The sequence below is a fragment of the Bacillus sp. 196mf genome, from assembly GCF_003217275.1.
GTDB classification, from domain to species: Bacteria; Bacillota; Bacilli; order Bacillales; family Bacillaceae_G; genus Bacillus_A; species Bacillus_A thuringiensis_S.
Genome location: NZ_QJTG01000005.1, coordinates 127,353 through 149,283, shown reverse-complemented (window position 1 = coordinate 149,283; position 21,931 = coordinate 127,353). Strand labels below are relative to the sequence as shown.

The window sequence follows — 21,931 nt, the reverse complement described above, 5'->3', positions numbered from 1 at the left end:
ACTTAGATGACGGTTCGGTTTTTATTTAAATTACAAAATCCTCCGGAATAAACACTTTCACTTCTTTCGGCTGTACGTATACGAAATCACCCGCTTGAATGTTCAGCTGTTTGAACTGTTCTTTCGTAATTTCTGCTTCTAAATATTCATCTGTTTCGTCTCGTTTTAATTCTACATATACGACAGGTCCGACTGCGTGAGAATAAGATACTTTTGCCGGGATTGCATCTACGCTTTGTTTCGTACGAGAGATTGATAAGTCATGCGGTCTTACGTAGGCTATTCCGTCTACGTTGGAAACGTGCTTATGCTCTGGTGCTTCTAGTTCGACCGATCCTACATTTAGCTTTCCTTTATGAACGCGGCCGTGAAATAAATTTACATTTCCTAAAAAGTCATATACAAACGGACTTGCTGGGTTTTCATATACTTCTTCCGGTGTTCCCATTTGTTCAATGCAGCCTTCATTCATTACAACGATGCGGTCTGCAACGTCTAACGCTTCTTCTTGATCATGCGTTACGAATACGCTCGTAATTTGAAATTCGTCATGTAATTTTCGGAGCCATCTTCGTAATTCTTTTCTCACCTTTGCATCGAGTGCACCGAACGGTTCATCAAGTAATAAAATTTTCGGTTCGACTGCAAGTGCCCGGGCTAGTGCAATACGTTGACGTTGTCCACCAGATAATTGCGGTGGATAACGTTTAGCAAAGCCATCCATTTTTACGAGCTTTAATAATTCTGTTACCTTTTCTTCTATCGCTTCTGCTGACGGTCTTAAGCTTTTCTTTCTTACTTTTAAACCGAAAGCGACATTCTCAAATACATTCATATGCTTAAAGAGCGCATAGTGCTGAAAGACGAAACCGACTTGCCTGTTTTTTACGTGAATGTCTGTTAAATCTTCCCCATCAAATGAAATAGAACCCCCATCCGCTTCTTCTAATCCTGCAATAATGCGTAATAACGTCGTTTTCCCAGAACCTGATGGGCCTAATAAGGCAACAAGTTCACCTTTTGGAATATCCAAATGAATGTCTGTTAGTGCTTGAAATGTACCATATTGCTTTGATACACCTTGAATTTGAATACTCACCGTAATCCCCCTCTTATTGTCGTTTTTCCATTCGCCATTCAATCCCGTTTTTTATAACGAGTGTAAACACTGCAATTAATGACATTAACGTCGCTACTGCAAATGCTGCTGAAAATTGATATTCATTGTACAAAATTTCAATATGAAGCGGCATCGTATTCGTAATACCACGCACGTGACCTGATACGACAGAAACGGCTCCAAACTCACCGATAGCACGGGCATTACATAGAATCATGCCGTATAAAAGACCCCATTTTATATTTGGAAGCGTAACGCGCCAAAACATTTTCCAGCCACTTGCGCCAAGTGATAAAGCTGCCTCTTCTTCACTTTTCCCTTGCGCCTGCATAATGGGAATTAATTCACGTGCAACGAACGGGAAGGTTACAAAGATTGTTGCGATAATAATGCCTGGTACAGAGAAAATGAGTTTCACTCCATGTTCAAGTAACCATTCGCCAAGAGCACCCCTCGGTGTGAAAAGTAAAACGAATACTAATCCTGCGATAACTGGTGACACAGCAAACGGCAGTTCAATAAGAGAGAGTAATACTTGTTTTCCTTTAAACTGAAACTTTGTAATAAGCCATGCGGCCGCTATCCCAAATATCGTATTAAGCGGCACAACGATTAACGCAACGAGAAGCGTTAATCTAATTGCTGAAAATGCTTCTTGATCTGTAATAGCGGCAATGTATACATCCATCCCTCTTTCAAAGGCTTTTAGAAAAATAGTTATGAGTGGCAGTAATAGAAAGAGAGATAAAAATAAAACTGTAATCGTAATTAATACGCCTGGTACGAGCTTAGATTCTTTTTTAGCTGATACGCTTTTTACTATTTTCTTTTCTAATAATGTTGGTTCCATTTTCTCTCCTCCTATTCACTTTTTAGTTCATGCCTTCTACTCCAACTTTGAATCATATTAATAAGAAGAAGGAAAAGGAGAGAAATAATAAGCATCACGGTCGCTACAGCTGTTGCCCCCGCATAATCATATTGTTCTAGTTTCGTCATAATCATCAGTGGTGCAATTTCTGTTTTCATCGGCATATTACCTGCGATGAAAACGACAGATCCGTATTCTCCTAATGCTCTTGCAAATGCAAGTGAAAAACCTGCAAGAAGAGCGGGAAAGATCTCTGGTAAAATGATTTTCACAAATATTTGCAAGCGGGATGCACCTAAACTCGAAGCTGCCTCTTCTACTTCTTTATCAATATTTTGCAGCACTGGTTGCACCATTCGAACGACAAATGGTAAACCGATAAAAGTAAGCGCAACGATAATTCCGAGTGGTGTAAAAGCTACTTTTATGTGAAACAGACTAAATATTTTCCCAATCCATCCATTTTCCGCATAAAGCGTTGTAAGTGTAATACCAGCTACAGCTGTCGGAAGTGCAAACGGTAAATCAATGAGTCCGTCTAATAGTCGTTTCCCTGGAAATTTGTAGCGTACGAGCACCCAAGCTATTAATAAACCGAAAATGGCATTTACAATAGCAGCTGCAAATGAAGTTGTAAAACTAACTTGATAGGAATGCAACACACGCTCGTTCGTTATAACCCCAGCGAACTTCTTCCAACCTAACTGTGAAGTTTGAATAAATACGATAGAAAGTGGTATAAGTACGAATAAACTCATGTACAACATTGTAAATCCAAGCGATAATCCAAACCCTGGTAAAACACGCTTCTTCCTCATACTCTTTCACCTCATCCCCCTTTAGCAGTGCATTATTTTTGATAAATTTTATCGAATAAGCCGCCGTCATTAAAGTGTTTTTCTTGTGCTTTTTTCCAGCCACCAAATAGTTCATCTACTGTAAATAATTGAACTTTCGGAAATTGGGATGCGTATTTTTCTGCTACTTTTTCATTGCGCGGACGATAAAAGTTTTTCGCCGCAATTTCCTGTCCTTTTTCTGAGTACAAATATTCAAGATACCCTTCTGCTACTTTTTTCGTTCCTTTTTTATCAACGACTTTATCTACAACCGCTACTGGTGGTTCTGCAAGTACACTAATAGAAGGGGTTACAATTTCAAATTTATCTTTTCCAAGCTCTTTTTGAGATAATAACGCTTCATTTTCCCATGCGATTAATACGTCACCAATTCCTTTTTCAACAAATGTTGTCGTTGCTCCGCGCGCTCCTGAATCTAATACTTCTACGTTTTTATAAATTTGGCCAACAAACTCTTTCGCCTTATCTTCACTATTATTATATTTTTTCAATGCGTATCCCCACGCCGCTAAATAGTTCCAACGTGCTCCGCCTGATGTTTTTGGGTTTGGTGTAATGACAGACACACCTTTTTTCGTTAAGTCATCCCAGTCTTTAATTCCTTTCGGGTTTCCTTTTCGAACAAGAAATACAATTGTTGACGTGTATGGAGTAGAATTATTCGCAAGTCGCTTCTGCCAATCTTCTGCTAGTTGTTTTTTCTTGCTAATGGCATCAATATCATAAGCAAGTGCTAGTGTAACAACGTCTGCTTCTAAGCCATCAATAACAGAGCGTGCTTGACTTCCAGATCCCCCATGTGATTGTTTTACATTTACTGTTTGCCCATGCTTCTCTTTCCAATACTTCGCAAAATCTTTATTAAAATCTTGATATAACTCCCTAGTTGGATCATAAGAAACATTTAAAAGCTCAACTGTTTTTTTATCTCCACTTCCTTCAGAATTACTAGTGGATGTTGCCGAACCACACCCTGATAAAAGTACAACTGCTGATAATAAAACACCTGTACTTTTCATAAACGCTGTCTTACCCCACTTTTTCATCGTTAAGCCCCCTTAGTTTATACAATAGAAAAAGGCACACAATATATTCACAAATGTGAACATTGTGCGCCTTCAGTTTATCTGATTAGCTTCTAATGTATTGTATTCGATTTCTTTTCATTTTAATTCTGTAATTCATATGTGTCAACTTGGAATTTGAATTTTCTTACTAAACTAAAATATTGGCATACTTCGAGCCCAATGATTTTTCAAATCAGCAAATTCTTTTGGTAACTTACTATTTTCATTCCATTCTAATTTATATGCATTTACTAACACCGTAGCCATTGATTCACGGTTCATTACTCCATTTTGATTAAAATTACCGTTCTTATCATTTTCAGAGTTCATCCATAATTTCACAAATAAGATATTGCACTCGCCGTAAGCGTTAATCCCTTCTGTTCTATGTATATCTCCTCCTTGTTGGTCATATGAAGCTTTAAATATATGACACCACAGCTTAATCAATGCACAAAAAAATGAGGCAACCACCTTCAAAGATGGTTGCCTCATTTTTACACTTGCATCGCTTTCTCTCTCAATGCTCTTCTTAACAACTTACCAGTCGTATTCTTCGGTAATTCTATTAAAAACTCAATGCTTTTCGGCACTTTATATTTCGCTAAATGTAACGTGCAGTAATGCATTAGTTCTTCTTCTGTTACGTTCATTTTCTTCAAAACGACGTAAGCTCGTACGGCTTCTCCTAAGTTTTCGTCAGGAACACCGATTACGACAACTTCCGCTACAGATTCGTGCGTATATAATACTTCTTCTACTTCACGAGGATATACGTTATAACCGCCAACTAAGACGATATCTTTTTTACGATCAACGATATAGAAGTAACCTTCTTCATCCATTTTTGCTAAGTCACCTGTATATAGCCAGCCATTTTTCAACGTCGCAGCTGTATCTTCTGGTGCATTATAGTACCCTTTCATAACGTTAGGTCCGCGAACAATTAATTCACCGACTGCGCCGACAGGTACTTCTTCCCCTAGTTCATTCACAATTTTATTTTCTACATGCCAAATATTTGTACCAATTGATCCTGGTTTACGTGGACGATCTAGCGGGTTGAAACAAGTAACTGGTGATGCCTCTGATAAACCGTATCCTTCTGAAACAATAACGTTAAAACGTTTTTCAAAGTTTTGCAGAAGAGCAACAGGCATCGATGCACCACCGGAAATACAAAGACGAAGCGTCTTCACATCTTCTGCGCTTGCTTCTTCAAATAAATATAAATAATTGTACATCGTCGGTACGCCAGCAAAAATCGTTGGTTCGTACGTGCGACAAATACGGAATACTTCTTTCGGACTAAATTTCGGTAACATTAAAATTGTTGCCCCGTTCACAATCGGTGCATTTACCGCAACTGTTAAACAGAACACATGGAACATTGGCAGTGCCGCAACGACGCGATCGTCAGCAGTAAATTGTAAATAAGACGCAACATCATTCGCATTACTATATAAATTTTTATGTGTTAACATAGCGCCTTTTGGTTTTCCAGTTGTACCTGAAGTGTATAGGATAACCGCTACATCTTCTTCATCTAGTTCAGGGCCTTCGTATTGTAAGTCTCCAGCCCCCACAAAACTAGTAAACGTTTTCATTTTTTCGGTTTCTGTATGGTTAAAATCTGATGAGGTTTCGCATATGATGATGTTTTCTAATGAAGGAAGTCTTGTTGTAAGAGATTGTATAACAGGTAGAAGGACGTCGAGTACGATGATTGTTTTTACATCTCCATTTTGTAAAATGTAATGCATTTCGTCTGCTGTATAAATTGGATTAACTGGAATAACAGTTGCTCCGGCTTTCATTGTTCCGTATAAACCGACCAAAAAATGTGGTGAGTTCCCAACAACTAATGCGACATTGTCCCCTTTTCCAATGCCCATTTCTGCTAAATTGCTAGAAAACCTTGTGACCATTTTGTTTAATTGGTCATATGAGACCGACTGATCCATAAATATATAAGCCGGTTTATCCCCCTTCTTTTTTGCCGTTTCAGCCAAAGATTGAACGAGATTCACAAAAACCCCACCTTTATAAAATTTAGAATATTTAAAAATTCTAAATTAATTATATTAAAAGAAAATTAAAGTAGCAAGTGATATTCTATTAACTGCATATAGACAGATCACCTTCTCTTAGTTTACTTTGGAAAAATAAGGGGATTTTATTTGCAAGTAATTTATAACACTAGACCAAAAATCATTTTAGGATAATATGCACTCATCTTTTCTTTAAGCTTTTCAAGTTCCTCTTTATTTAAGTTCGTATACTCTCCATACAAATTCAAAACGTCCGCTCCATTTTCATGAAAATACACGGTAACATATAACGTCGGTAACCCTTTATTGTTTTCATCTATTGATAAGACGACATCTGGCGTTTTATTAACAGTGCTGAATGTTTCATTTCTTTTCCATTCCTTATTTTGAAACCTGTCCTGTATATCCTGTATCTTTCGTTTGTTATCTGTATGCGTAAAATATATAACATTATCCCGCGCTGGCTTTCCGATAGATAAAAGGGTACGACTTGAGGAAGTTTCACTGTTACACGCTGCAATCCCAATGACGAATCCGAGCAATATTACAATGTGTATGACCCTTTTCATATCGATCCGCCTCCTTTTCATATATATATTCCTTTATAAGAGGCAGATGTCCTGTAAGTATACATTTTGTGGTAAATGGAATTATATCGACAAAACTACAAAAAGAAAGAGGCTGCCTTTATGGCAGCCTCCCTCATTTTTAGAAGAATAAATGTAAGAAATCTTCTGTTGTAATGTTACCGAAGTAGCGTGCGATATCTACGCCTTCTAAAGCTGCAGTGAATGCATCTTTATCGAACTGAACGCCTGTTAGACGCTCTTCAATATCATGAACATCTAGTGAACCGAAGAAGTCGCCGTAAATTTTACATTCTGTTACTGTTCCTTTTTTCACTTCAAGACGAACATCAACTTGTCCAACTGGGAAGCGGTGTGAATGTTGTAAGTTGAACTTCGGTGATTTTCCATAGTTCCAATCCCAATTTTGGTAACGTTCTTCAGAAAGTTTATGGATCTCTTTCCAATCATTTTCTGTTAATTCGTACGTTGGGATTTCTGTTTCTCCTTCGAAAATTGTTTCTAGAAGAAGTTGTCTAAACTCTTCTGTCGTCATTTCTTCGTTTAGGAACTCTGTAATGTTCGCAACGCGGCTACGGATTGATTTAATACCTTTTGATTGAATCTTATCCATTTTTACTTTTAACGCTGATACGACGTGATCGATTTCAGAGTCAAATAGTAACGTACCGTGGCTGAACATACGACCTTTCGTTGAGAACTGCGCGTTACCTGAAATTTTTCTACCTTCAGCTAAAATGTCGTTACGACCACTTAGTTCTGCCTTTACACCTAATTTACTAAGCGCTTTCGTTACAGGCTCTGTGAATTTTTTGAAGTTGCTGAAACTGTCTCCATCATCTTTCGTAATAAAACTGAAGTTTAAGTTTCCTAAATCATGATATACTGCGCCTCCGCCTGATAGACGACGAACGACATGAATACCTTTTTCTTTTACGTAATCTGCATTAATTTCTTCTACTGTGTTTTGATTTTTACCAATGATAATCGAAGGCTCATTAATGTAGAACAGTAAATATGTTTCGTTAATATCTAAATTCTTCACACAATATTCTTCGATCGCTAAGTTTATTCTAGGATCTGTAATTCCTTTATTATCAATAAATAACATCGTATCACCTCATGAGTTCCATACGTAGCCACTATGCGCTAGCGTAATATGGCCACTGAAAATTTGTTTTGCTTCTGTTACTAAATCAGATGGGTTGCCTGTATGCGGTAAGTGCGTTAATAAAAGTTCTTTTACATTCGCATCTTTTGCAATACTTGCTACTTCTGTACTATTCATATGCCCTGCTTTTGCAGCCTCTTGATGTGCATACATATTACACTCACAAATGAAAAGATCAGCATCTTTTGTGAATGGAATGAATTCAGGAATATAACTTGAATCAGCGCTGTATACTACAGCATCATCTCCAGCTGTAATACGCATCGCAAAGCATGTAACAGGATGAACAGTTTTTAAGAACGAAATCGAGAACGGTCCAACTTGAAGTGTTTCTTCTGGATTGTACGCGATTCCTTTCGTATGTGGTTCATGTGTTAAAGAATGGAATCCATTCTCGTCAAACGTATGACCGTATATTGGTAATTCCGGTAGTTGCCTTGTTGTCGCACTCGTAATTAATCTCGCATATTGCAATACCCCAATGTCCGCAACATGATCGTGATGATAGTGTGACAGTACAACTGCATCTATATCAGATGGTGTTATATATTTTTGAATCTGTGCTAGTACACCACTACCACAGTCTACAAGTAAACGAAAACCATCGTGTTCAAACAAATACCCCGACGTTGCTTCTCCCGCTTCTGGAAAGCCGCCCCAAAAGCCGACAACAGTCATTTTCATATGTATCCATCCTTTCTAAAACCGAGTAGGAATGCAGTTTTTCTCCGTACTTGAGAAAGTTTTTTGCTTACATCCTACATTGTTAACTATAATCCATTTCCTAAACTTTTTCATTAATTTTCAATTTTGTTATAAAACAGTTGTTGACTTTTATTTTTTGTACTAATACAATGATAGTAAGAAATGGAAATGGAGGGATTGACATGATCGATCAACCAATGGAGTTTTTCAGAAATTTACCGACGAAAACTTGTGCGCACTGTGGGAAAGAAATTGATGAGCAACACGAAGCATACCATAACAAATGTAACGATTGCGTTCACGAAGAATAGTAGTTTGTGAACATAAAAAAACCTAGCAGACATAGTCTACTAGGCTAATAACATCTTATCCTTCATCGTTGAACCTTTCACCAAGAGCTCCAGTTCAAACTCATACAATTCTTTTTTTCGATAATTTTTCGTATGGATTTTATCCATCATCAGATCGACAACTTTTCGGGCCATTTCATCAATTGGCTGTTCAATTGTCGTAATACCTGGTTCTGTAATCTGCGATAATATTTGATTATCAAAACCGATAACAGCGAGATCCTCTGGAATGCTCCAGTTATGGTGCTTCGCCTCTGAGATAATTCCAGCTGCTACCTCATCGCCTCCTGCCAAAATCGCGGTAGGATTTTTTTTGTCCTTTAATACTTCATGGAATATTCGTTTTCCATCTTCCCAAGAGAAAGCGTTTTCAAGAAAGTCAATCGCTTCTACTTGGCGGCTCTTCTCAGTTATTGCACGTAAAAAGCCCATTTTTCGCTGCTGGCTAACTAATTTGGTTTCGTTACCACGGCAAAAAATAAGATTACGATATCCTTGATCTAACACATGCTTCGCAGCTATGTATGCTCCTTGCGCATGATCAAACTTCACTGTTGGAATATTTGCTTCCTCAATATATTCATTACACAACACGATTGGACCGTGCTGTAAGTATGGTTCTACATCTTCCCACGGATTTTCTAGTGAACATAGAATAATCCCATCTACTTGTTTCGTAGATAATAATTGTAAATACTCCATCTCTTTTTCCGGTAAATATCTTGTTTGACAAATAATCAGTTTATATTTATGTTCAGAAGCAGCAATCTCGATTGCTTCAATAAATCTACTGAAGAAAGGATTTGTAATCCTTGGAACTAGCACCGCAATTGTTTCCGTTTTTTGTTTACGAAGCCTTCTCGCCGCAGAATTAGGAACGAAGCCTAAATGCTTCATTGCTAATTGAACCCTTTTTTTCTTCTCATCTGAAACATATGGATGATTATTAATCACCCTAGAAACCGTTGTCCTTGATAACCCCGCTAATTTCGCCACGTCCTCTATAGTCGACACGAAATTCTCCCCCTTTGCATGAAAACGTTTTCTTAAATTGATTATATAGTATATTATTGGAAACTGCAATATCGGTTGTTATGATTTTACTATATTAATATTATACATAGGGAAAAGTCTGTTAATGCAGGGGCAATATACTGCTTTTAGAAATTTACGTTATGTACATTCCTTTTCTTAATACCATATATTCTTTATTCAATATAAAAGCCCATCAATACATCATCTCCATATGATCCATCTTCATATTTAATTTGCTTTCGTTGTCTTCCTTCTTCTACAAAACCCATACGTTTGTACACTTTAATTGCCCGATCATTAACAGAAACTACACCTAAGCAAATTTTCTCTAAACCTTTCTGCCCTTTAGTCCAACTAATAAGAAATTCAATTAATTTCGTACCGATGCCTTGATTACAATACGCCTCTTTAATCCCCATTCCCATTGTGCCTGCGTGTTGTAACCGTTCTAGTTCATATCGGTTGAAAAGTAAAAAGCCTACCACCTTATAATCTACTTCATACACAATATAAAGATTACCTCTCTCATTACTTTTCCGTATCTTTTCTCTTTCTGCATCAATATCATTCGGTAATTTCTTTGGAGATACTATGAAAAACTTTGTAGTATTTTCCGATAATATAATTTCTTTTCTAATGTTCATTATTGCTTCTGCATCAGCCTCTTTTGCTAATCGTATCATTGAATCACCTCGTACTTTTTCTTTTAAAAAATAATATTAAAACTATAAAACGTCCAATATGCAATATTGCATATTGAGAATCTTTTTACTCTTGATACAATATTCATACATCAAAATAAAAGGAATGTATGCAATGAATCCAATATTAACAGCTGCAAAACAACTATTACATAAAGAAGAAAAGATTTTATCTACTTTAAAATGTTCACTTACTGGCTATATGATTACGCATAAAGTCCCATATCCTGGCATGTTACTTGCTACTAATAAAAGACTTCTCTTTTTTAGCCAATATAAAAACACATTCATTGCCGAATTTGATTATGAAAAAATTCTATCCATAGAAACGAAGAGAAGAATCTTTGACAAAAAAATAATATTTTACTATGAAGATGAATATATAACGCTTGGATACATTACAAGTTCGAATGTTGAAGCGTTCATAGACTTGCTACAAAGAAACAGCAAGACTAGCACAGGCTTATAATCAGCGGGGATCCCCTCGCTGATTCATTATTTTAACTCCTCCCACTTCGTCCAAACTTCTCTCCCGTTTATACGGTACATATTATCCTCTCTATCCATAAACCTATGTACAATAAATTCACGTCTAATTGTACAAAAATCATCATGATATTGTTTTATAAATGTATTAATTTCTTTTTCTGTATATTGATTTCCAGCATCTAACTTGCTAACTAAATGCTCTAACAATACTAGTTTTTTCTTCTTTTGACCTGGAATCGATTTTAAACGATCCTCTTTATCGAAAAAGTTACGAATGGTCGTATCGCGGAATTTCATTTCACTTTCAGTCATTTTTTATCCTCCATCACTTTTTTTCTTTATCTTTTCACTTAAAATATCAATAAAGTAATATCCACCCATTAACACATAGTAGAACGTAAGTATTCCAAATGCATCTTTCATACTTGTATATACTTCTTTATCAAACAATATAGGTGAAAGGGCATAAACAAGAAAGATGATTAGCGGATTTACGATAAAATAATAAGTAAGATTGCCTCTCATCATATCAACTCCTCTACCCTATGTTTCTCTGTAAATTGTTGTAATTCCTTTTCTTTCGTTTCTATAGCTTTTAGAAAGATTTATAGATGAACTAAGGAAAAAATGCCCTCTATTAAAATAAAAAAGCACCAAAAAGGTGCTTTTTTTACGCTTCAACCGATTGATTTTCAGCAACATTTTTAAATTGTCGTTTGTGCATCAAAGTTAAGGAGGCGATTGTTCCAAGTGATAATACAACGATAAAGATCATGAGCATTCCTATGTTTTGCCACATGAAGTTAAAGTCTCCACTCGATACGACTGCTTTCAATCCTGATACAGAGTATGTCATCGGTAACCAAGCATTGAATGGTTGTAAAAACTTCGGAATCAACTCTAGTGGGAATGTTCCAGCACTTGTTGTAAGCTGCATAATTAATGTAATGATGGCGATAAAACGACCTGCATCACCAAAAGCTGTTACTAAACATTGAATTAATGCGATAAACGCTAAACTTGTAATGATACTAAAGAGTATGAAGTATGGAATGCTTTGTACTTCTACACCCAATCCGAACAGTAATATAACATCTGCTACTATCGCTTGAATAATACCGACTGATAGTAACACGCCGAACTTACTAATAAACCAACTAAATCCTGATTTCGGAACGCCAACTGTATCGCGTAATGGGTATACGATAGATAATAATAATGCCCCAACAAATAAACCGAGTGATAAGAAATACGGCGTAAATCCAGTTCCGTAGTTAGGAACTTCCGCTATTTTTTCCGTCTTCACTTTTACAGGACTTGCAAACATATCATACGTTTTATCCGTTCCTTTTACTTCACCAGTTTTCTCTGCTCCTTCGCCAAGTTTCTCTGCAAGTTCACCTGAGCCGTCATTTACTTTTACGAGACCATCTGTTACTTTTCCTGAGCCATCTGCTAGTTTATTTACGCCGTCGATTAGCTGGGTTGAGCCATTTGATAATGTATCTAAGCCTGTTGTTACTTGACCGGAGCCATCTGCTAATTGATTTACTCCACCTGCCATTTGATTTGCTCCTACAGATAATGTACCTAAACCGCCTGTTACTTGGTTTGATCCATCTGCTAATTGATTTACTCCACCTGCCATTTGGTTTGCTCCTGCAGATAATTGACCTAGGCCGCCTGTTACTTGGCTTGATCCATCTGCTAATTGATTTACACCACCTGCCATTTGATTTGCTCCTGCAGATAATGTGTCTAAGCCTGTTGTTACTTGACCAGAGCCATCTGCTAATTGATTTATCGCATCTATTAATTGACCAGACTCGTTTTTAAATTTATTTGCGCCTTCTTTAGCAGTATTTAACTTCGCACCAAACCCTTGGAATTTTTCAACAAATCCTTTTTGTGCACTGGATAATTGCTCAATACCAGCAGTTAAGGATTGTAATTCCGCTGCATTCGGCAGTTTGCTTTGTCCATCACCTGTTTTTTGATTTATTTCGCTTTTTAATTGTTTTACTTCTTCATTTAATTTATTTGTTCCACCTGCTACTCCGGCAGCTTTTTGCTGAACTGTCGCTGTACTTTTTACAGCACTTGTTATGAATGGTTGTAACTGCTCTTGATATTCTTTCGGTAAACTTTCAATTTGCTTTTGTAAATTCGCTACCTCTTGTGCTGCATTTTTGGCATCTCCTGCTGTTGATTGTGTAAGTTCATTTAACTGATTTACATTCGCCCCAGCTCCATCTATTTTCTCATTTACTGTATTCAATATAGAAGGGCCTTTCGACTGTATTTCCTCTAAACCTGCAGCAGAACTTTTCACTTTACTATTTAAATCTTGCAATCCCTTTTGAATTTCTCGAGACCCTTTTTCTAATTGACTTTGCCCTTCAACAAGTTTTCCCATACCATTTGATAGATCAGTTGTTCCTGTTTTTAATTCACCGGATTTACTTACTAATTTGTTCAAACCACCGGTCACTTTCTCAGATCCATCATGCAATTCACCAATTCCTTTTTGCATTTCACCCGTTTTGCTATTTAACGTATTTAAACCGTCTGTTACTTTTCCTGATCCATCTACTAATTTTCCGATACCTGCTTGCATCTCACTTGTTTTACTATTTAACGTATTTAAACCGTTCGTTACTTTTCCTGACCCATCTACTAATTTCCCAATACCTATTTGCATTTCACCTGTTTTGCTATTTAACGTATTTAAACCTGCTGTTACTTTCCCAGATCCATCAAATAGTTTCCCTACACCTGTCTGTATCTCCCCAGATTTCCCTTGAAGTGTATGAAGGCCATCCGTCACTTTACTTGAACCATCATGTAATTCACTTGATCCGTCATGTAGTTTATTTGCCCCTTCCGCTCCATCTGCTAATCCTTTTGAGACGTCTTTAATAGAATCAAACATTTTCTCTGCATATGTTTTCGTTAACGTGCTTGATACTTCAGTTTTAATCTTTTCAATGGCTGTTCCTCCAATTTGTGAAGATAAGAAGTTTAAGCTTTCGTTTGGAATGTACTCTAAGTTTAATGGCTTTGGATTATCTTTTAGTAACGTTGTAGCGTTACTTGAGAAGTCATCTGGAATGCGCACTAACATGTAATACTTTCTACCTTCCATTCCTTTCTTTGCTTCTTTTTCACTTACGAACTCCCATTTAAAACTTTTATTATCTTTTAAATTATCAACGAGCCCTTTTCCGACCTCAATTGGTTTCCCATCAAATACTGCACCTTTATCTAAATTGACTACTGCAACTGGTAAGTCATCTAACTGTTTATACGGATCCCAAAAGGCCCACAAAAACATCCCTGCATATAAAATCGGTACGAATAAGACCGCAATAATTGGAATTAATATTTTTTTACTTTTTATAATTTCCGTGAACTCTTTCCGAAGTAACTGATTCCCTTTCATAATTTCTCCCCCTTTTATAAAATGACCAAAATGTTCATATAGTCATTTTTACCCAAACAAAAAGGCTATACTTGTTCATACATATGCCTTATCCCCGAATTTATTACTATGCAACTTTTTCTCATTATGATTATAATTTTTCTATATCCCCCCTTAACTTAAATATATGACCGCATTGTTCATTCGGTCATTTTTTTATAAAATTAAAAGGATTATCTTAGTTTGACAATCCTTTTAGTAAATAAAGTTCAAATAACTCTGCAATTTTTTCTTTTTCTAGCGGTTCATGATTTTTTTCCCAATCAAAAATAAGCGATACATATAGACGAAGCATAATAAATGCTGTAATTTCTGGATCACATTTGCTAATTTCACCTTTTTCAATCGCAATCTTTAAATACGATTGAATAACAGAAACGATTTCCACATCAACTTGTTGCATAACTTCTTGTACTTCTTTCGTTCCCATATCGCGCTCTTCTTGAATTAATTTAATCATGAGCTGATGTTCTTTTCTAAATTCCAAGATGCTATATAATGCTCTATGTACATTTTCAAAAAATGAAACATCTGAACGAATTGCACTTTCTGCAACTTGCTTCATTTCTGTAATTAAATTAGAAATAATTTCACCAAATAGCTCTTCTTTATTTTTGAAAAAAGTATAAATCGTTCCTTTTCCTACATTCGCTAACTTCGCTACTTGATCCATCGTTGTTGCTTTATAACCGAACGCTGAAAAAGACTTTGTTGCAGCCTCAATAATAGAACGTTTTCGATCTATTGCCACATCATCACCTCCAAAAATGACCAATTGGATAATATAGTCAATCAGTACATCTTTGATATTACCACACGCTTACATTCTATACAAGTTCTCTTTTTATTATTTCCAGTATAAAAGATTTCAGTCAAGTTATATCATACTGTCCATAGTGTATCAAAAAGTATACTTGTATGGAAAGCTAGAATATATTCATAATAATTGCTGGCTAGATCCCACTAGAAATTTAATAAAATAGACAGTGTTCTTAAAACTAAAAGTTTAAGAACACTGCCTTTTATTTTGACATAGAAAGTAATATTTTCTCCATTTCTTTCTTAGTTAGCTCATCATCGATTATCTCTTCGTATATCTTTGTATCTCTTGTAAAAATATCATTCACTATGACAATTTGATACTCACTATTCTTACCTTGTGCTGGTACAAACATTTTAAGGCCTCTTAACTTCCCCTCTCCATGAGAAGATTTATTATATACCATTCCTTTCCCATCTAAACTATAACTTTCTAGATTCTCTACTCCAGGCATCATATAGTGTAGCGGATCCTTACCACCATTAACATTACCATCCATATACATCCTTGACTGGTAAATTGTAAAACCATATTTTCCTTTTGTATATTCTGATTTAATAACTAATTCCACATCTCTTCCAAAATATGAGTCAGCCCATTCTCTCTTTAATTCATAACCTTCAGGTATATAAGTCGGCTGCTTAATTTGATACGGTACATGTTCTTTCGCTTCTTCTATAGTATATGTTAAAGACTTCTCCAGCTTATCTCCAAGCGGTTTTAATGTCTTCTCAATAGTAGCTAGTCTTTCTTGATCAGCTTTCTTCAAGCGTTCAGGTTTATATTCCTTTGTATCTCCATCATAATTCTCAGGCACATTTTTCTTAACCATTGCTTTTTTATGAATTTCTTGCGCTTCCTTAAATAATCGAACATACTGCTCAAATTCTTCTTTTGTAAAATTCTTTTCTGCCAAATACAAAAAATCTGTATTCTTTTTATATGACGTTATTGACATCCCCCATTCTCTACTTGCATTCTCCGGTGTACCTAATACTGTTTCTATCGCTTTTTCAAATGCCGCTTTAGATTGCTTTTTTTCTACAACTTTTTCTTTCTGTCTTTCATCTCCTCAGTTATCCTTGCATTTAATAAAAATCCGCCCGCTATAGCTGCTATAGCAATCACTCCGAGTAAAGAAAGACGATACGATTTCTTTTGGAATTTTTTAATCATAATGATTCTCCTTTTTAGTGTTCGTTTATTTCTACTTAAATTTGCTAGGCTTGGTACTTGATAGGAATAATGTTCTAGAAGGGTAATAATTGTATATCCGTATGCAATTTGCTCCTCTTTATCTATGAAAGTAAGCGCATATGCATCACATGCCAATTCTTGATCTTCTCGCATACAAAAATAGGCGTACCAAAGAATCGGATTGAACCAATTTAATAGGATTAAACTGTACATAATCCAATTTACAGCTACATCTTTTCTCTTAATATGAGCTAACTCATGGTAAAAGACATATTGTAATTGTTGCTCATTTAATACTTTCATATGTTTTTTTGATAGTAATACTTTCGGACGAAAGAAACTAAACACAGTTGGGCTCGCAATCTTTCCTGCTAGACGTAATGAAACTGCCTTCTTCATTTTCATAGACTGCTTACAGCGATCAAACACTGTAATGACCTGTTCATCCGTAATATCCGGTTGTTTCTTTATGTACGAATATAACCATCTATTTGTAAGAAACGTGATGGCTGCTAATACAATTACCCCAGCTAGCCACACATACAAAGCAAGTTTGTATAAAGAAAATGTAGTCTGTTTTTCCGAACTGACTTCTACTTCCGGTTCGCTAGTTTTTGTCACCATTTTAGGATTTGATTCCAATTCCACTTTACGGTCGCTTTCTATGTTCACTATATTCTCAGTAGCCGGCATATTTTTTGGAATAACTTCCGATACACTAGAACTATAGGAAAGTAATGAGTAAATGCTATACGAGCTATCTGGTGACCATGGTAAAAGGAGTCTAATCATTAATACGATCCACAACATATATTGCCACCGGGGTGTTAATTTATTTCTAAATAGAACTTTTATACATAAAATAAATCCAACTAATATGCTGGCCATAAGTGACGTTTCTATAAGCCAATCAAAAAAATGAGGAAGGTATACATTTATAAGCGTGTTTATCATTTTTATCGATCCTTCCTCTTATTCTCCTCTGTCTTCTCATCTAAAATGCGTTTCAGTTCATTAATATCTTCTGAAGACAATTTTTCCTCTTTTAAAAAATTAACAAGTAACGGTTTAAACGCTGCACCGCAAAAACGCTTTAGTAAAGATTTCGTTTCCACTTGCAAATAATTATCTTGTGATACTAACGGATAATAAGCATACATTCGCCCTTTATCTTGATGATAAGAAACGGCTTCTTTTTGTACTAATCGATTAATTAATGTGCGGATTGTTTTCGGTTTCCAGTCCATTGCATCTTCCAGTTCTTCTATAATTTCATTCGCTGTTTGCGGAGAACTCGACCAAAGTACTTTCATAATTTCTAATTCCGCTTCAGATATTTTAGGTAATTGATTTGTCATCGTATGTTTCACCCCTAAGTATTACATTTGTAATCTACAATTAAGATTACAAATGTAATACTTAATTGTCAACCATATTTTAGAAAAATCCCTTTCAGCTAAACCTTACTTCACAACAACAAAATTCCTCTTTTTCAAATAATCAAATAAAAAAACAAGAAAATCTTTACAATTAATAGTAATATAGAAAATAGACAAGTTTATCAAAATAGTGGAGGCTTTTTCAGTCATGATGCGTGCGCTTCGTTTAAATATAAAGCAAGCTTTTTGTAATCGTGTTTCTTTAATTATTATGTTTAGTGGACTAGCTCTTATTTTTATTTACCATTATTATTATGTAATTCGTTACATTGGGGATGGAACGGATGCCTTTGTAACAACAGCTGTTAAATGGATTGGATTTCGCGACAATGAAATGGATGTTTATTTATTATTAATGCCCGTTATTGCTAGTTTCCCCTTTAGTACAAGTTACAATTCGGATAAATCAGATGGTTTTAAACCGTTTGTAAGTAAAGGGATTTCTTTGTTCCCTTATTCAGTAACGAAATATATCGTTACATTCTTTTGTGGCGGATTTCTTTATACATTTCCATTCATCTTATCGTTATTATTTTGCAAATTAACCATTCCAGACGGAGAACCGACTGCTGGTTCAGGCATTATAAATGATAATGGGATGTTTGCAAACTTATATTACGAATCTCCCCTCACTTACATTGCTGTATATATCGGAATTAATTTTTTATTTGCAGGTTTAATGGCCCTTTTAGGACTTGCAGCATCTGCGTGGTCACAAAAGGACTATATGGCGATTCTTTTCCCATTTGCAGTTGCCTCCATTCCATACGTCCTGCTAAATACGATATTCCCTACAATAGGCGGAGCGCCTTTTCATTTATATGACCCAAAACAACCGTTGCATGGCATGTCTCCGTATATTTTAACGATGCAATGCACTTTCTTCCTCCTCGTTAGCTTAATCATGTATATACAAGGAGTAAAACGTGATAGAAAAAAATATAGAAGAAGGTTGCAAAAAAGAGAGCGGTGTAGAAAGGCGTTTCAAGTAATTTCAGACTAAATCATTGAACGAATAAGAGCGTAATTCCCTAAGTTAACATAGAGAATTACGCTCTTATTATCATTACATATAATCATCCTCCCCTTTACGGTGTACCTGCCAATCCCCATAAGATAACGAACACCGCAAAATAAATTGCTTTAATACCTACCACTGAACATAATAAAATAATTGCATATTTACTTAATTCTCTTCTTGCACCTATTAAAGTGAAAATAACCGCCAAACTAAATGTTATATAAGAAGCTGCTGTATGTATTAAGTTATACGTAATATCTAGATTGCTTGTAAGTCCTGTTATATCAGCTACAAACTGAAGCATGATGATCGTACTAAAAAAAATTGCAAACTGATTCATTACCTTTCCATTTATTTGTAACTGCATTGTTGTCCCCCTTATTAAAAACTAAATATTCAATCAATTTTATCATTAGATTACAAAAAAAGGAATAATCTCTTTATACTATTCTATAACGATGCAAAAAAAGAACGCTTAGTCACCTAAGCGTTCCCCACTTTAAGAAGCCTTCTTCAAATCAATTTGAGCAAGTACTGGGTCATGGTCGCTTACACGTCCGTGCTCTTTCATTATGTTTGAGTTTAAGTGCACTGGATCTACAATTGTGTGCGGTGCGATGTTGTTTGTTACTAAAATATGATCTAACACTTGTGCATTTCCTTCGTGAATGTAAGTGTAACGATTCTCTTTCGGCACTGTGTTTAACATATCTTTTAAGATTGTTCCCTCTAGTGCTTTTAGTGGTTTAGAGAACTCGAAATCGTTCATATCACCTAACACGACAACTGGTGCATTCGTATTCTTTTTCTGAATTCCTTGCACGAAATGATTTACTTCTTGTGCTAACTGAATTCGTTTGTCTTCACTTTTTAATACGAGCGGCTGCACTTTTCCAAATGGCGCTGCATCTCCTAGTTTTGAGTTTAAGTGATTTGCAACGACAACAATGTTTTGTCCTTGGAACGTAAATTCTGCCGCTAACGGTTTACGTGTACTTTCAAATAATGGATTTTCGTCTCCAATACGAACAACATTTTTATCAAGTAACTTTGGTACCGTCGCTAATTTCACGCGTGATGGATTATAGAAGAAGCCGACGCGAATATTCGCTCCTGGTGCTCCTCCGTCTTGATTATTGTTTGGAGCGATTTCTACATACTCATACTTCGGTCCACGAATTTCTAGAACTGCATCAATGATACGTTTTGCGCTTAATGACGCATCTGTTGTACCGTCATTAATTGATCCGTTATTATCTTGCATTTCCTCTACACCGATAATATCTGGCATTTTTAAGTTGTATTTAATAGAATACGCTAACGCTTTTACCTTTTCATCTGTTGTTTCTTTTTTATTCGCTGAGAAGTTTTCAATGTTATATGTAGCAACCGTTAACTTATCAAGACGTGGCTGAATATTTGCGCCTACTTGCTTAAATCCACCATCCACTACAGCTGGCAGTTCTGTTATTGGCGAAATACGGAAAGAACCGTAATCATATCCTACTACCCCTGTTATATCTCCAGTGAAAGTATCTCCTACTTTTGCTACATAATCGCGAGGTACTTTTACAGAAAGACGCTCTGGGTTTAATTGATTTTCATCTAATAGAGGTGTCCCATATTGTGTTACTATTTTATCTCCACCATTTTTTACTGTTACATATAAATTCCCGTTTTTCTGAGGTGTAATAATTTTTGGTGTTGGCATCGTAACACGCATACCTTCTATACTTTCATAGAAGTCGATTGCATCTTCATTTGGATCAAATAAACCAAATGCATCATTATCAATAATCTGGTCCGGGATTTTCACACCGTTTTCTCCAAGTACAATCGGTGCCGGCAAAGATTGATCTTTTGCGATTACAGCAACGCGACTCGCCTTAATTTCTGTCGTCGTTAAGTCTGTTTCAAATCGCTCTGCATATCCTGCTCCTACATATTCTTCTACTACTCCATCAACTTGAATAAGATCTCCTACTGCTACATTCGCATCTTTTTTATATACGTACATACCTTCTGAAGTAGCTGGATCATTATCTGGCTGATTATCTTCTATATAAAAGCCGTTTTTATCAAGCGCTGTGACAACGCCTTCCACATTGTTTACTTTCTTCCCGTTGTAAGGAGACATATGTGATTTTCCTTGAATGTCATGAATACGAACCTGTTCATTATTTACGATAATAAATGAAAATGTCGAAATTGCTGAAGAAGTAAGTCCTTCTTTTTCTGCGATTGCTTTCACTACACTATTTTCATTCACTATAATTTGTCCATTATAACGAACGCTTTTATTAGTAGGATTAGAGCCATCTAACGTATAGTAGATTGTTGCGCCTTCTGTATTCGTCGTTAATGTTACCGCTGTTCCTTTAGCAACTTCTCCGCCGTTCGGCGAAGCTACTACATCGCTAACACGATTTTGTCCTTCACCTTGAAACTTATAAGCTGTTACTGATTTTAGACCTGGGTTACTAAAATATAATTCAAGAGTCCCAGTCAAACTAACTTTTTTCCCGATATTTTCAGGGTGATCTTTTACATTCACTGCCGTTCTCACATCACCTTTTGGCAACTGAACGGGCATGATTTTGTCTGGATTCGTTTCGTTTGGCGAATCTGCAATTGCTACGTTTGTATCATCAAACTTAGCTGGATCCTTCGTATATTTAGAAGAACTTTGCGTATATCCAACAATATATCCTTCCACAATCCCCTTCGTTTTCCCTTGCTGCTTAAATACTTGAATTGCTTTTTCTACTGACATAGAAGCAGTTTCTTCTGCTTGCGCTAAAGTTCCAGTAAATGAAAGCAATAGCAAGAATGATAAAAAGACGCTTAACAATTTCTTCACAGCCATTTTCCTCTCCCTATTTCATATTTTCTCAGCATTTCTATCATAACAAATGATTCGTTATATAGAACTATATTTCGACAAATTTTACAAAAAATTAATCTCA

General features: G+C 35.9%; 21 protein-coding genes and 1 pseudogene. 3 read left to right on the top strand and 19 right to left on the bottom strand.

Annotated elements, in window-relative coordinates:
• Window positions 1-25: 25 nt before the first annotated feature.
• The 9 genes from ATL10_RS10595 to ATL10_RS10555 form a co-directional block, all read right to left on the bottom strand.
• Window positions 26-1,099 carry a sulfate/molybdate ABC transporter ATP-binding protein gene (locus tag ATL10_RS10595; RefSeq protein WP_086422213.1) on the bottom strand — a complete coding sequence of 358 codons (1,074 nt, stop codon included), beginning with the start codon at window positions 1,097-1,099 and terminating at the stop codon, window positions 26-28.
• Window positions 1,100-1,112: 13 nt separating this feature from the next.
• Window positions 1,113-1,970, bottom strand: coding sequence for a sulfate ABC transporter permease subunit CysW (gene cysW, locus ATL10_RS10590; RefSeq protein WP_110496879.1), 858 nt, complete (start codon window positions 1,968-1,970; stop codon window positions 1,113-1,115).
• A gap of 11 nt (window positions 1,971-1,981) precedes the next feature.
• The gene (gene cysT / locus ATL10_RS10585; RefSeq protein WP_001227879.1) at window positions 1,982-2,809 is read right to left on the bottom strand and encodes a sulfate ABC transporter permease subunit CysT; all 828 of its coding nucleotides are present in this window, start codon (window positions 2,807-2,809) and stop codon (window positions 1,982-1,984) included.
• Window positions 2,810-2,841: 32 nt separating this feature from the next.
• On the bottom strand, window positions 2,842-3,897 hold the full coding sequence (locus tag ATL10_RS10580; protein WP_110496877.1) for a sulfate ABC transporter substrate-binding protein: 1,056 nt from the start codon (window positions 3,895-3,897) through the stop codon (window positions 2,842-2,844).
• Window positions 3,898-4,071: 174 nt separating this feature from the next.
• Window positions 4,072-4,248: a hypothetical protein gene (locus ATL10_RS32185; RefSeq protein ID WP_001986183.1), complete on the bottom strand. Its 177-nt coding sequence runs from the start codon at window positions 4,246-4,248 to the stop codon at window positions 4,072-4,074.
• A 167-nt stretch (window positions 4,249-4,415) separates the two neighbouring features.
• Entirely contained in the window at window positions 4,416-5,948 is a 1,533-nt protein-coding gene (locus ATL10_RS10570; protein WP_001055171.1) for a fatty acid--CoA ligase family protein, read from the bottom strand.
• A gap of 161 nt (window positions 5,949-6,109) precedes the next feature.
• Window positions 6,110-6,538: a hypothetical protein gene (locus ATL10_RS10565; RefSeq protein WP_000832165.1), complete on the bottom strand. Its 429-nt coding sequence runs from the start codon at window positions 6,536-6,538 to the stop codon at window positions 6,110-6,112.
• Between the two features lie 139 nt (window positions 6,539-6,677).
• Entirely contained in the window at window positions 6,678-7,667 is a 990-nt protein-coding gene (lplA, locus tag ATL10_RS10560) for a lipoate--protein ligase (RefSeq protein WP_000897273.1), read from the bottom strand.
• Between the two features lie 9 nt (window positions 7,668-7,676).
• The gene (locus ATL10_RS10555; RefSeq protein ID WP_100909960.1) at window positions 7,677-8,411 is read right to left on the bottom strand and encodes an MBL fold metallo-hydrolase; all 735 of its coding nucleotides are present in this window, start codon (window positions 8,409-8,411) and stop codon (window positions 7,677-7,679) included.
• A 203-nt stretch (window positions 8,412-8,614) separates the two neighbouring features.
• Here ATL10_RS10555 and yhfH point away from each other — a divergent pair, with 203 nt between their 5' ends.
• Window positions 8,615-8,743 (top strand): protein YhfH, encoded by a 129-nt coding sequence (gene yhfH, locus ATL10_RS10550; protein ID WP_100909959.1) that lies wholly within the window; start codon window positions 8,615-8,617, stop codon window positions 8,741-8,743.
• A gap of 39 nt (window positions 8,744-8,782) precedes the next feature.
• Here the strand turns inward: yhfH and ATL10_RS10545 are convergent, their stop codons facing one another.
• Entirely contained in the window at window positions 8,783-9,796 is a 1,014-nt protein-coding gene (locus ATL10_RS10545; RefSeq protein WP_000103711.1) for a LacI family DNA-binding transcriptional regulator, read from the bottom strand.
• 194 nt (window positions 9,797-9,990) lie between these two features.
• Window positions 9,991-10,500, bottom strand: a complete 510-nt coding sequence (locus tag ATL10_RS10540; RefSeq protein WP_065228438.1) for a GNAT family N-acetyltransferase — start codon at window positions 10,498-10,500, stop codon at window positions 9,991-9,993.
• 133 nt (window positions 10,501-10,633) lie between these two features.
• On the opposite strand from ATL10_RS10540, the gene ATL10_RS10535 reads away from it, so the two are divergent.
• Complete coding sequence (locus ATL10_RS10535) at window positions 10,634-10,987, top strand: PH domain-containing protein (protein WP_001068217.1); 354 nt, start codon at window positions 10,634-10,636, stop codon at window positions 10,985-10,987.
• Between the two features lie 26 nt (window positions 10,988-11,013).
• Here the strand turns inward: ATL10_RS10535 and ATL10_RS10530 are convergent, their stop codons facing one another.
• The 6 genes and pseudogenes from ATL10_RS10530 to ATL10_RS10505 form a co-directional block, all read right to left on the bottom strand.
• Entirely contained in the window at window positions 11,014-11,319 is a 306-nt protein-coding gene (locus ATL10_RS10530; RefSeq protein WP_098907765.1) for a DUF2087 domain-containing protein, read from the bottom strand.
• Between the two features lie 3 nt (window positions 11,320-11,322).
• On the bottom strand, window positions 11,323-11,535 hold the full coding sequence (locus ATL10_RS10525) for a hypothetical protein (protein WP_014481972.1): 213 nt from the start codon (window positions 11,533-11,535) through the stop codon (window positions 11,323-11,325).
• A gap of 142 nt (window positions 11,536-11,677) precedes the next feature.
• Entirely contained in the window at window positions 11,678-14,449 is a 2,772-nt protein-coding gene (locus ATL10_RS10520; RefSeq protein WP_100909958.1) for a YhgE/Pip domain-containing protein, read from the bottom strand.
• Between the two features lie 217 nt (window positions 14,450-14,666).
• Window positions 14,667-15,239 carry a TetR/AcrR family transcriptional regulator gene (locus ATL10_RS10515; protein WP_000963381.1) on the bottom strand — a complete coding sequence of 191 codons (573 nt, stop codon included), beginning with the start codon at window positions 15,237-15,239 and terminating at the stop codon, window positions 14,667-14,669.
• A 271-nt stretch (window positions 15,240-15,510) separates the two neighbouring features.
• Window positions 15,511-17,459 (bottom strand): annotated as a pseudogene (locus ATL10_RS10510) (M56 family metallopeptidase).
• Between the two features lie 2 nt (window positions 17,460-17,461).
• On the bottom strand, window positions 17,462-17,863 hold the full coding sequence (locus ATL10_RS10505; RefSeq protein ID WP_000184509.1) for a BlaI/MecI/CopY family transcriptional regulator: 402 nt from the start codon (window positions 17,861-17,863) through the stop codon (window positions 17,462-17,464).
• 229 nt (window positions 17,864-18,092) lie between these two features.
• Here ATL10_RS10505 and ATL10_RS10500 point away from each other — a divergent pair, with 229 nt between their 5' ends.
• A complete protein-coding gene (locus tag ATL10_RS10500; RefSeq protein ID WP_000984164.1) occupies window positions 18,093-18,947 on the top strand; it encodes a hypothetical protein in 855 nt (284 codons plus the stop codon).
• 85 nt (window positions 18,948-19,032) lie between these two features.
• Here the strand turns inward: ATL10_RS10500 and ATL10_RS10495 are convergent, their stop codons facing one another.
• Window positions 19,033-19,332: a hypothetical protein gene (locus ATL10_RS10495; protein ID WP_001176842.1), complete on the bottom strand. Its 300-nt coding sequence runs from the start codon at window positions 19,330-19,332 to the stop codon at window positions 19,033-19,035.
• A gap of 132 nt (window positions 19,333-19,464) precedes the next feature.
• A complete protein-coding gene (locus ATL10_RS10490) occupies window positions 19,465-21,831 on the bottom strand; it encodes a DUF6359 domain-containing protein (RefSeq protein ID WP_100909956.1) in 2,367 nt (788 codons plus the stop codon).
• Window positions 21,832-21,931 lie beyond the last annotated feature (100 nt).